The sequence below is a fragment of the Pedobacter sp. MC2016-14 genome (assembly GCF_020991475.1).
Taxonomy (GTDB): Bacteria; Bacteroidota; Bacteroidia; order Sphingobacteriales; family Sphingobacteriaceae; genus Pedobacter.
The window spans coordinates 622,023-633,906 of sequence record NZ_JAJMPA010000001.1 but is presented as its reverse complement, the minus strand read 5'-3'; the positions used below and the strand labels follow the sequence as shown (position 1 = coordinate 633,906).

Below are 11,884 nucleotides of genomic sequence, written 5' to 3'. Positions count from 1 at the left end.
TCAGGTTATATCGTCGGGGCGCCTCTACTTTAATAGTGATATTCTAATACTACAAAAACAAACTTTAACATATTTTAATAAAAAGAGCGGTCGTAAACCGCTCTTTTTTTATGACTTTTGCTTTTTATCAATTTTATGAATCCTGAACCTATTAGTGTTGCCCTAAAACCGGAGAAAAAGAATTTTGATTTTGTAGATACCATTAGATGTATATCTATGATGGGTATAGTGTATGAGCATTGTGTTGTAATAGGTGAGGATAACTATTCCAATTTTTATTCTACAATGTTTCAAGCATCTGCGATACAATTTTTTAAATTCGCAACGATTGCCTTTTTTATAATTGGAGGCTTTTTGATCAATCATAAATTTACTGAATATACACCCGGCGAGTACATAAAGAATAGATTCAAAAGTACCATTGGCCCTTGGTTTTTCTGGTTGAATGCATTTGTTTTAGTAGATGTTATTAGCTTCCTGTATAAAAAATTTTTTCTTTACAAAGGTGATTATGAACCTTCAAAAAGCATTTTAAACTATATTATTGAACGGTATGTAGATGTTATGTTTTTTACCAGCTTTTGGTTCATCTTAAATTTTTTAATTTGCATCTGTATACTTCTGTTGTTCAAAAAGTACCTGTATAACCTCTATTTTGGAATAACGCTGCTTGTAATATCTCTATTTTATAGTGTAAACCTTTACCACGGATGGATAATGACGCCTCACAATACAGCACTATTTGGATTTATATTTTATTTATGGTTAGGTGTTATTATGAATAAACATTATACTGATTTGAAGTTGTTTATACAGAAAACAAATTTTTGGTATTTCATTGTTATTACTGTTGTATTCTTTTTGCTGGCCGATTTTGAAATTGTTCATCTTAAGAATTTAGGAAATAAGGACGCATTTAATACACTTCGTATCACAAATATATTATACTCTTTAAGTTTCTTTCTACTGTTGCTAAAAATTGGTTCCATTTCTGCACTAAATAAATGGATCGCGCCAAGGAAAACTACCTTCGGTGTTTATTTAACACACCAAATTATAATTACGCTTTTGCTAGTGGAAATTTTAAGGCCATTTAAAATTCACATGGAAGAATTAACGCTTTTAGGTGGTGCGCTTCTTGGTATTCTGAGGTTTGTTATTACCTACTTTGTAGCCATGGTGGTGGTTCTACTCATTGCGAGAACAAAGTTTAAATGGTCTATAGGAATTTTCAATAACAAAAGCATTAAACAGTCACGGTAATCTGTATTTGATCAAAAATGGATATATTTGCTTTGATGGTTATTTCTCTACATATATTAATCGAAATATGAACGTTTCATTACTAGCCGGGTTAAAAAATAACTTAGAATACAGTAAAAACTTTTATCATAGTACCAGAGCTATATATAAAGAAGTTGAAATAGTTTTTGTTAGTTATAATAGCAATGATGGTACAAATGAATGGTTAGATTCATTGAGAGATTCTAATGTAATTTGTTTTTATTCAGATGAAGAGAAAACATTATCGGACACATTTAATAAATGTACGGAATTAGCTACGAAAGAGATAGCCATATTTGTGCACAACGACATGGTGCTAGCTCCAGGATTTATAGAAAATATTGAAAAACATTGTACGGATAGAAGTGTAGTGTGCTATACGACAGTGGAACCATCTATATTTGCAAAGGATGAAAGACCTGGTAAAGTAATTAAAGATCTGGGGAATGATTTGTCTTCTTTTGATATTGCCTCCTTTTATAACTTTGCAAAAGATTATGTCATAGAGCATGCAGGAGCTTACGATGATAGACATGGTGGGACTTTCTTTTTAGGAGTTAGACGGTCAATTCTGGTTGCGATAGGCGGCCTTGATCCAATTTTTAAACCCATGTTTCGTGAAGACGATGATTTGTTATTGAGACTTAAGTTATATGGCATGACCGTGATCACTAGTTTTGATGCAGTATGTTATCACTTTGTCAGTAAAACGTCGCGCTTTTCAGAGGAGTATAAAAATAAAACAGAGAGAATTGAGTTAAATTCCGACAGAAATTTTATTAGAAAATGGGGTTTTAGTGCGTTTTCTTCCGTAAAAAAAAGATATAACATTGGTCTAGTTCTTAGGCATGGTACTGATGATCTTCTGTTGAAGCTAGAGCCTTGGTTTACATCAGTTTATACTGATTTCTCTTCAAATAATTATATTCTTGAAGAACAAGAATTAACATCCGTTAATCTTAAAGATAAGATCAAGCCATATCACCATGCGAAGACTAATGATGTTCTCGTTTATATAGATGGTCTTAAATTTACAAAACGTGCTTATGATAAAATTAAGATGTTGCCTGAGCTTATAGATCATCAACTTCACCATAAAACTATTTCATTTTTTGACAGGTTGATAGGTAAAAATGAAAGAAAGATTAGGTGGAAAATGATTAAAATAGATATCTTAAATGATCAATCATATGAGGGCGAACTTATAAATAACTCAAGAAGGTTGATATAGTCGCGTGGTTTTATGAATTGATCAGGACAGATTTTCATAAAATGAATTTTGTTTTTCCTGTCTTCGAATATCTTTTATGTGTATCAGACAGAATGTTTCATCATCAGAGGGCAGTTCTGTGATGCATTGGTATCCGGTAAAGACTTCGTGAACTTTATTTATCCATTTTATTCCAGCCTTTAACTTTACGATGCGGGGTTGGTAGTCAGGAAAGTTAATATAGTTTTTATCGTTTATGTTCCAATTCCACCGTTTGACATGTGCATCTGTATAACCGTTAACGACATTAACTCTAGGCACCAAAAAACAGTCGCTCTTCTTATTTTTCTTAAGCACAGGTTTAATCTTTTTTATTAAAGTAGCCTGAGGGACTTCATCCGCATCGATCTGGAATAGAAAGTCTCCTTTGGCTAACTTAAAAAAATTGTTTTTGAAAGTAGCAAAATCGCCATTTAGCTTGGTCTCAATTATGTTAATGTTTTTTCTGTGATTGTTTAGTACAGCAGATACAGACTCGTTTCTATGAGTAACGTCTTGTAAAACAATAATTTCATCCCTTTTGTCAATTATTGGGATAAGAGTAGAAAGCAAAAGTTCTATTTCTTTTGCTTCATTACAAACTGTGATACCGTAAGATATAGAAATTCTTTTGAAGAGGCTGAACATTCGTTTTGTGTTTGAATTACTGAGTTTGGTAAAGTTAATGGTAATAATTTAATAATATTTGCTTTGATTGTTAAGTTTAGGTAAGATATTCAGATTAATAAATAGAGGGGTGATGCTATAGGTTTGATTTGAATTTTATCATCTTGAATATATTTTATTAGTTAGAATTATAACTGTATTTTTGGCGTCTTAGTGTATTTTAAATGTAACTTGTTTTTGACTCATTTGAGCTAAAAAAAACTAAACTAGATCGTAAAAGTGGATAATAAGATAATTAAGGTGTTGGTGGTTGGTGACGTGATGATTGATCATTACATCTATGGAAGTTGTAATAGGATATCCCCGGAAGCACCAGTTCAGGTTGTTGAAGTTGGAAGGGAAGAATATACACTTGGAGGTGCCGGCAATGTTTTAAAAAATCTAGTTGCTTTTAATTGTAAAGTTGATCTTATTTCGGTTGTAGGAAATGATGAACAGGGGAAATTGGTTTTGCAACATCTATCTGATCTTGGTGTAGCGGGTGATGGACTGATATCAGATGATACCAGATGTACTACTGTTAAGTCTCGGGTTCTTGCTTCTAATCACCATCTCATACGATTGGATAGGGAGAACATAACCGCCATCGAAAAATCGATAGAAGATAATGTTCTCGAAATTTTCAAAAATAAGATAGGTGACTTCGACATTGTGCTTGTATCGGATTATAATAAAGGTTTGTTAACTAAAAATTTGTTGCTAGAATTATTCGCAATTAGCAAAGCCCATGGTAAAACGACGTTGGTGGACCCTAAAGGTTTGGATTTTGCAAAATATAATGGAGTTAATGTTATTAAACCTAACAAAAAGGAAGCAGCATTGGCGACCGGCATATCTATTAAGGATGAGGAAAGCCTTACTGCTGCTTGCGCAGCCTTAAAGGACATTACAAATTGCGATGAAGTAATTGTTACGCTGTCAGAAGATGGTATTGCCTACTATGTCGGTAACCAACTTACGTTGATACCTACTAAAGCGCTTGATGTAATAGATGTGACCGGCGCTGGAGATACTGTTTTGGCTTCTCTGGGTGTATCATTAGCCGCTGGCAAATCTTTGCATAGTGCGTGTGATTTTGCGAATCATGCTGCAGCTATTGTGGTTAGTAAGGTAGGTAGTGCTGTGGCCACTTATGATGAAATTAATAACAAATTTTTTGATTGTAACTAGAATGACAAATCAGATTAAGGCTATTTTTAAGGAGCATATGGAAGTTGCAAATGCTTCGACGAATGGTATTTCCGAGGATATCTCGACAGCCTGCTCAATTATCGTAGATTGTTTAAAACAGGGAAATAAAGTATTATTATTTGGCAATGGTGGCAGTGCTGGTGATGCGCAGCATATTGCAGCCGAGTTTGTAGGCCGTTTTGTAAAGGAACGTCGGTCGCTACCGGCAATTGCATTAACAACGGATACATCTGCCATTACAGCTATTGGGAATGACTACGGCTTTGAGCACATCTTTAAACGGCAGGTGGAAGGACTTGCTGTTGGCGGAGATGTTTTAATTGGTATTTCTACAAGTGGTAATAGCGCGAACGTTATTAAGGCTTTAGCATATGGAGCACAATTGGGTTGTAAAACAATTGGTTTGACTGGCCGAGATGGCGGAAAAATGAATGACTGTTGTGATTTGAATATCGTTGTCCCATCCGATGTTACTGCCAGGATCCAGGAAATGCACATTCTTATCGGGCACATGATTTGTAGTGTTGTAGATGATTCTTATGAATAAGGTATGATAGATAGTTTAGAGGAACTCGCAATATCAAAAATTTTGCACCAGGACAACCTTAAGCAAACCATTGCAAAATGGAAAGCAGAAGGACAAAAAATTGTTTTTACAAATGGGTGTTTTGATCTTTTGCACATTGGCCATATCAGTTATTTACTTAAGGCTGCCTCACTTGGCGACAAGCTTGTGATTGGATTAAACTCTGATGCTTCTGTAAAGCGTTTAAAGGGGCCGTCAAGGCCAATAAATCTGGAAGCTAACAGAGCATTGATATTGGCTGCCATGTTCTTTGTAGACGCTGTAATTCAGTTTGAAGAGGATACTCCTTTGACGCTGATAACTAATGTTTTGCCAGATGTTCTTGTAAAAGGAGGTGATTACGTTATTGAAAATATCGTAGGTGCTGCCGAAGTTCAAGCCAATGGAGGAGATGTTAGGGTAGTCAGTTTTATAGATGGACATTCCTCTACCGCACTAATTGAAAAGATTTCGTCTGGTAATTAGCTGCGATGGCGCTGGTTTAAATTTTCTACATGCCACTCAAAATGCTCTTGTAATAGAAAGTCAAAGCCATTATCACCATCTGGAATCACATTTGGTGCTTCAAAACTGGTTTCTAGGATTCTAGGCACTTTTAGTGCTTCAGCAATCGAAAATGGAAAGGATTGGTTTCCTATAAAAAAAGCGGCACCAGCAATGATTTCTGCCATCTGCAGGAAATTTGAAACTTCAACAAACTCAATTTTTGGGATGCATTGAACAATTTCTTCGTATTCTGATTTAACACCTATAAAGCACAAGTTTTTATATTTATTAAGGAAATTATAATCGATGTGTGGGTTCCGGTACCGCTGGCTACGTGCAATTACAATTTTATCTGAAAAGTTTTGACTAGGCGTAGCTTTTAACCACGGAGTAGCTACCTCAGGCAAAATACCTGTTGTATAATTGTACCATCTGATGATATTACCTTTATCGAGGAGGAGGGGCAATTCTCTAAAAAGGTCCAACTTGATATCAATTTCTTCACTTTGATAAGGGAGGCAGGAATTTATATATTCCAACTGATCAATCAGAGGCGTCAGCATATTTGCCATTTGAAGATTTAAGGTTACATTGCCCAAAGGATGTGTGTACATAGGATCTAATCCATGGGGCTGATCTAGCAATAAGTAAAGATTAATTGGTACACCTGTAAGTTTATAGATTGCTTTTAAAGTAGGCAAGGCATATATAATATCTCCAGCATTACCAGCATGAATGAAGTTTATCTTGCCTTTGACTTTGGCGAGCGCCTTAATTTTATCTGGATTGGTAATAGTTTTTTGAGCTAATACAGCATTCAGTTTAATAGTTCTATTAAGGTCGATTTTATAGTATATAACCTGTCTTTTATATTTAATGTACTTAGCCTTGTCGGTGATTTTAAGGTATAGTTTGCTAATTTTGTTAAGTGGTCTAAATGGCATTTCCATATATTTGAGTGTTAATTGTTTGCAATTTGTTCTACTAAGGATTCAAAATGGTCTTGAAATAATACATCATATCCGCCAGGGCCTTCAGGTACAACATTGATAATGTCAGTTGGAAGCTCTAGAATTCTTGAGACCTTTAGTCCTTCAGCTATAGAAAATGGAAAAGACTGGTTGCCAATAAAGAATTTGCAGCCTGCAATGATTTCTGCAAGTTCTAAAAAATCATTAACCTGTACCCATTCCAGCTGGGGGATAATTTTTTGCATTTCTACGAATTCAGAAGATACGCCTACAAATTTAATATTTTGATAATTTTTAAGAAAAGAAAAATCTAGTTCAACGTTTTGGTATCTTCCACTTCGTGCCAGTATAATAGTTTCTGCATATTTTTCATTGGGTGTAACATCCAACCATTTCTTCCAAAGGTCAGCGCTTACACCAGTAGTGTAACCACACCATCTGGCTATATTTCCACGGTCTAGAGGGAATACTCCGGATCTAAAATAATCAAGATCTATATGTATGCTTTGGTCGGCATAAGGCTCAACTAAGTTGATATATTCTTGTTTTGAAATTAGTGGACTGAGCTGATCCGTCATTTTCTGGTTTAACATCACATTGCCAAGGGGATGGGATAAAGCGTTAGACAATATCAATGGCTGATTCAGCCTCAGGTAAAGATTTATTTGTGCGCCTGTTAGCTCGTGTAATTTTTTAAGTGTTGGCAATGCGTAAATAATATCGCCTGCATTACCACTATGATTTACGTTTAAATGGCCTTCTGTTTTGAGTATTTCCTTTATTTTAGGAAGACTGTTTAGGCGTTTACTACCCTTGAAATTATAGTGAAATGCCTGTTGGTAGTAGTTCTTTAATTCCCACTTGTATTGTTTGTAGTCATTTTTATTGGTGAATTTGAGCCACAATTTGCTCAAAGGATTTCTTTTTTTGAACATAGGATTAGTCAGTAAAGGCCTGCATATCAATTAAACGTTTGTACAATCCGGATGTGTTGCTCATCAGTTCCTGGTGACTGCCTGTTTCTCGTACCTGACCTTTGTCAATAACCACGATCATATCAGCATGTTGTATGGTGCTCAAACGGTGGGCTATGACAATGGAAGTCCTGTTTTTCATTAGGTTATTAAGTGCTTCCTGTACCAGCTTTTCAGATTCGGTATCTAAAGCAGAGGTTGCTTCATCCAGCAACATAATTGGAGGGTTGGCAAGAACCGCTCTGGCGATACAAATCCTTTGTTTTTGGCCACCGGACAAGCGGTTACCTCTATCACCTACAAAAGTTTGGTAACCACTTTCCGTATGCAGAATAAACTCATGGGCATTGGCAATTTTGGCCGCAGCGATCACTTCTTCTTCCGACGCCTCTGGTTTTGCAAAGGCAATGTTGTTAAATATGGTATCGTTAAATAACAAAGATTCCTGGTTTACCGTACCCATTTGTTCACGGATGCTCTCTATAGTTAAGTCTCGATAGTCATGCCCATCAATTTTAATGGTACCTGATAAAGGATCATGAAAGCGCGGGATCAGGTCCATCATGGTGCTTTTTCCACCGCCTGAAGGGCCAACCAATGCTACAGTTTTACCTTTTTGAATGGTTAAATTAATACCTTTCAGCACTTCTTTTGAACCATAGCTAAATGATACATTGTCAAAAACCAGTGCATTATTGAAAGTTTGCAATGGTTCTGCCCCAATTTTATTGATCATTTCTGGTTTGGTATCAATCAGGTCTAATACACGTTCTCCAGCTGCGATACCGGAATGAATCCCACTAAATGCATCTGTTAATGCTTTAGCCGGACGCATTACCTGCGAAAATATAGCGATATAAGCAATGAACTGTCCAACAGTCAGCGCATCGGATGCTTTATTCATAATCAGGGATGCACCGTACCATACGATAAAAGTAACCATTAAGACGCCTAAAAATTCTGATACCGGGGAGCCTAACTGTTGCCGTCTTACCATTTTGCGGTTTAGATTGGAATAAAAAACGTTCTCAGCATGGAATTTATCTTTGATCCTTTCAGTTGCGTTAAATGCTTTGATGATTTTTACCGCACCAAGGGCTTCATCTAAAAAGCCAATCATTTTCGCGAAAGATTCATGGGATTCTTTGGCCTGCTGTTTTAATCTTTTTACGATTTTACTAATGATAAATGCAGAAACCGGAATGACCATCAATGAAAATAAGGTAAGTTTTACAGAGATGGACAATAAAGCAACAATGTAAAAAATAAGTGTCAGGGGCTCCTTAAAAACTACTTGTAGGGTATTGGTTACCGTAAACTGAACCACCTGGACATCAGAAGAAACTTTAGCAATAATATCTCCTTTACGTTCATTGTTAAAATAGCCTACATGAAGGTTCATGACGTTATTGAATACCGTTTTGCGAAGATTAAGCAAGGTATGTACCCGCAAATCTTCCATGGTTCTTTGAGAAAAGTATTTGAAGATATTGGAGAGCAACACAGAAACCACAATGACAAGGCACATATAAGTCAGGGTTTTTTCCGGCCCGTTTGCGGTCATAGAGTGATTTACAAACTCTTGAAATTTACCTGTGATGTCAAAATTAGAAGCCGCAGTTTTTGTGATGCTGGTTTGTTTTGTTTTTTCATCTGACATCATTACCCCAAATAATGGAGATAACAAGGTAAGGTTTAACACGCCAAAAAGAACAGCAAGTAAGGTAGTGATGATATAAGGTATCGCAAATTTTTCTATTGGCTTTGCGAAAGACAACAATCTGAAATAGGTTTTCATTAAAATATTTTAGGTTGTAAAGTTACACATTTTGAACAATCGATATGTAGGACTAAAAAGTTTGCCTTTGCCGCTAAGCGAGCGAACAATTTGAATCATCAACTTTAAATACTATTTTTGAATTAAAGATACTTATGGGGCAGTCGCAAATTTTGGACAAAATAAAAAAGATACCTGTTGCCTATCAGCAAGAGGTAGAAGATTTTATTGATTTTATTATTGAGAAGAAAAGTAATATGAAATTACTTCCAAATCAAGGTAGGAAACTAGGTTTGTTGAAAGGCAGAATGAAAATGAGTCCTGATTTTGACGAGCCTTTAGATGATTTTAAAGACTACATATAGTGCAGCAATATCTATTAGATACACACACCTTACTTTGGATGCAAGATGATAATGATGCATTATCTCTATATGCTAAACAAGTCTTGAATGATACAAATAATGATTTATATGTTAGTATAGCAACTTTTTGGGAAATAACCATAAAACAATCCATTGGTAAGCTGCAATTGGATTATACAATAGACGAACTCATAAAATCTTGCGTCATAAATAATATTTTTATTCTTCCAATTCAGATAGAATATCTTAAAGTTTTAAAAGATTTACCTCTAATACATCGGGATCCCTTTGACAGAATCATTGTAGCTACAGCAATCGATATGAATTATAAACTAATTTCCCGGGATAGCAATGTTAGCAAATATGCAATAGATGTAATTTGGTAATCCCGGTAGTTAATTTCCTTTTGGGACCTTCGTCAGCCCGAGTTGTTTAGCTGCGGTCGATAAGTGTTTTACAACTTGTTTTAAGGAAACATTTGGCCAGGATACATAAACTGCAAAACTGTTTTTACTTTCAATGATAGCCGGCATCATTTTCCAGAAATTAAGGTAAGCTTTAATTTTATATGCCTTAAAAGAGAGCAGGCTAAAAAGGAAATCTGTAAAAAAGAGTTGGAGGTGCAACAAGATCAGGTTAAATCCATTCCAATGCAGGTGGTAAAAAATATACCGGTTACGGAAGTAGACCATCTTGATGTATTTTGCTTTCTGAAGGTTTTTAGTCGTGGAAGAAATTTGATGCCTGCATATTGCATTGTGGTGGTAATAGCAAGTCCAGCCGTTACGCCAGGCCCTTAGGCCCAGGTCCAGGTCTTCTCCATAAAAAGGCGAAAAGATTTCATTAAAGCCTTCCAAAGCCTGCAATTTTTCTGTAGCTATTAATGCATTAGCGCCCGAGAGATATAACGTAGGTACTTTAACGGTAGGGTCTTCTGCGTAATAAAAGCGGCTGGGTTGTATTTTAAAACCGCTCAATCCGGGAATTCTAGCTGCATCTTGAATGAACTCATCTTCCATGCCTATAATCCGCCCCATAACGCCGAAAGTTTCAGGGTGGTCAAAATAGGAAATTAAGCCTTCAAAGTAATCAGGACTTAATTTTACATCTGTATTCAATAGTAAAGTAAGAGATTTATTGGCGGCTATGATCCCTGCATTGCAGGTTTTGGAGAAACCAACATTCTGCTCATTCTGTAATACCATAACATCTGGATATTCAGTCTCTAAGAAATTTACAGAATCATCGGTGGAACAATCATCTACAACAATTAGCTCATAGTCCATCCCACTTCTATTTAAAGCTGCATAGGTATAAGGCAGGTATGTTGCCAAAAGCTGTCTGCCATTATAGTTTGGCAAAACTACAGATATGCCTGTATTCATTACTTTACGAGCGTATAATTGCGGTATTCAAAAAGTCGTCGTCCTGTTTTGTCTTCTATCCATTGTAAAACTTTTCTTCTTGGGCTGAGCTTTTTATTTACGCCTGTGGGGTCAATTGGTAATGTCCAGTTGGTAGAAAGAATTTTATCCTGAATTACCTTAGGATGCGTGCCGGCAAAATGAATAAGACGGTCAGCATTGCCAAAGTCGAAGGTGTTCTGCTGAGGGTAGTTTTCCTCAATCCATTCTTCTGTCTGGTAATATTTATTGAAATTTCGCACTTTTTTATTGAGCCCTTCCGGCGGTTTAACCCATCCGTAGTGGTAAATGTAGGCATCAATTAATTTTACTTTAATCTTTTCTCCATTCTTTCTAAAGCCTTGCGCATCTCTGTAGGAATGGATGCCCGGTTGGTATTTGAGGAGCCTGATTTCTCTTCTGTACCATCTCCTGGATTCAGCAATATAATCGTAAGAACCATAAAAATGAAGGTACTTAAATAGCAATCCTTCAATTTTTGGGTCCTGAAGATTGTCTTTCATCTCCTTAACCAGCGTATCATGGTATTTTTCATGAACGCATTCATCACCTTGTATATAGAAAGCCCAGTCGGTATCTTTAGATATTGCTGCATAAGCTTTATCTGTTTCTGCTGCAAATACACGACCTCCTTCTTTCAAACGCTCATCCCACACGGTTTCTATGATTTTTATCTTAGCAGAGCCAATGTTTTTAATCAGATTCAAAGTATCATCGTCAGATTTGCCCACTGCAATCACAAACTCATCGCATATTGGCAGTATAGAGGTAATGGCTTGTACTATCGGATAGTCGTTAATCATTGCATTTTTGATGAAAGAGAAACCTGCTATCTTCATTGTGGTTATGGTATAGTATAATATTGAGTATAAATTCTATTTCTTTGTAGC

At 35.9% G+C, this 11,884-nt stretch carries 13 protein-coding genes; 7 read left to right on the top strand and 6 right to left on the bottom strand.

What is annotated here, in order from left to right; translation table 11 throughout:
- Window positions 1-135 precede the first annotated feature (135 nt).
- Complete coding sequence (locus tag LPB86_RS02625) at window positions 136-1,263, top strand: acyltransferase (protein WP_230640990.1); 1,128 nt, start codon at window positions 136-138, stop codon at window positions 1,261-1,263.
- Between the two features lie 67 nt (window positions 1,264-1,330).
- A complete protein-coding gene (locus tag LPB86_RS02620) occupies window positions 1,331-2,515 on the top strand; it encodes a glycosyltransferase family 2 protein (RefSeq protein WP_230640989.1) in 1,185 nt (394 codons plus the stop codon).
- Between the two features lie 21 nt (window positions 2,516-2,536).
- Here the strand turns inward: LPB86_RS02620 and LPB86_RS02615 are convergent, their stop codons facing one another.
- Window positions 2,537-3,181 (bottom strand): glycosyltransferase, encoded by a 645-nt coding sequence (locus LPB86_RS02615; protein WP_230640988.1) that lies wholly within the window; start codon window positions 3,179-3,181, stop codon window positions 2,537-2,539.
- A gap of 258 nt (window positions 3,182-3,439) precedes the next feature.
- On the opposite strand from LPB86_RS02615, the gene rfaE1 reads away from it, so the two are divergent.
- The 3 genes from rfaE1 to rfaE2 are packed head-to-tail and all read left to right on the top strand — an operon-like array spanning window position 3,440 to window position 5,462.
- A complete protein-coding gene (gene rfaE1, locus LPB86_RS02610; protein ID WP_230640987.1) occupies window positions 3,440-4,390 on the top strand; it encodes a D-glycero-beta-D-manno-heptose-7-phosphate kinase in 951 nt (316 codons plus the stop codon).
- Window position 4,391: 1 nt separating this feature from the next.
- Window positions 4,392-4,958, top strand: coding sequence for a D-sedoheptulose 7-phosphate isomerase (locus tag LPB86_RS02605; RefSeq protein ID WP_304622678.1), 567 nt, complete (start codon window positions 4,392-4,394; stop codon window positions 4,956-4,958).
- 3 nt (window positions 4,959-4,961) lie between these two features.
- A complete protein-coding gene (gene rfaE2 / locus LPB86_RS02600) occupies window positions 4,962-5,462 on the top strand; it encodes a D-glycero-beta-D-manno-heptose 1-phosphate adenylyltransferase (protein ID WP_230640986.1) in 501 nt (166 codons plus the stop codon).
- Here rfaE2 and LPB86_RS02595 read toward each other — a convergent pair.
- The 3 genes from LPB86_RS02595 to LPB86_RS02585 are packed head-to-tail and all read right to left on the bottom strand — an operon-like array spanning window position 5,459 to window position 9,226.
- The gene (locus LPB86_RS02595) at window positions 5,459-6,433 is read right to left on the bottom strand and encodes a hypothetical protein (RefSeq protein WP_230640985.1); all 975 of its coding nucleotides are present in this window, start codon (window positions 6,431-6,433) and stop codon (window positions 5,459-5,461) included. The two genes, rfaE2 and LPB86_RS02595, sit on opposite strands and share 4 nt — an antisense overlap.
- A gap of 11 nt (window positions 6,434-6,444) precedes the next feature.
- Window positions 6,445-7,389, bottom strand: a complete 945-nt coding sequence (locus tag LPB86_RS02590) for a hypothetical protein (protein ID WP_230640984.1) — start codon at window positions 7,387-7,389, stop codon at window positions 6,445-6,447.
- A 4-nt stretch (window positions 7,390-7,393) separates the two neighbouring features.
- Window positions 7,394-9,226, bottom strand: a complete 1,833-nt coding sequence (locus LPB86_RS02585) for an ABC transporter ATP-binding protein (RefSeq protein ID WP_230640983.1) — start codon at window positions 9,224-9,226, stop codon at window positions 7,394-7,396.
- A 134-nt stretch (window positions 9,227-9,360) separates the two neighbouring features.
- Between LPB86_RS02585 and LPB86_RS02580 the strand changes: the two genes are divergently transcribed.
- Together LPB86_RS02580 and LPB86_RS02575 are read left to right on the top strand one after the other, a co-directional pair.
- Window positions 9,361-9,570 (top strand): DUF2281 domain-containing protein, encoded by a 210-nt coding sequence (locus LPB86_RS02580; protein WP_230640982.1) that lies wholly within the window; start codon window positions 9,361-9,363, stop codon window positions 9,568-9,570.
- Complete coding sequence (locus LPB86_RS02575) at window positions 9,570-9,956, top strand: type II toxin-antitoxin system VapC family toxin (protein ID WP_370632792.1); 387 nt, start codon at window positions 9,570-9,572, stop codon at window positions 9,954-9,956. The genes LPB86_RS02580 and LPB86_RS02575 overlap by 1 nt, the downstream gene beginning before the upstream one ends.
- Before the next feature lie 9 nt (window positions 9,957-9,965).
- On the opposite strand, the gene LPB86_RS02570 is transcribed toward LPB86_RS02575, so the two are convergent.
- Entirely contained in the window at window positions 9,966-10,955 is a 990-nt protein-coding gene (locus tag LPB86_RS02570) for a glycosyltransferase family 2 protein (protein ID WP_230640980.1), read from the bottom strand.
- On the bottom strand, window positions 10,955-11,833 hold the full coding sequence (locus tag LPB86_RS02565; RefSeq protein WP_230640979.1) for a glycosyltransferase family 2 protein: 879 nt from the start codon (window positions 11,831-11,833) through the stop codon (window positions 10,955-10,957). Before LPB86_RS02565 ends, LPB86_RS02570 begins: the two co-directional genes overlap by 1 nt.
- Window positions 11,834-11,884: the final 51 nt, after the last annotated feature.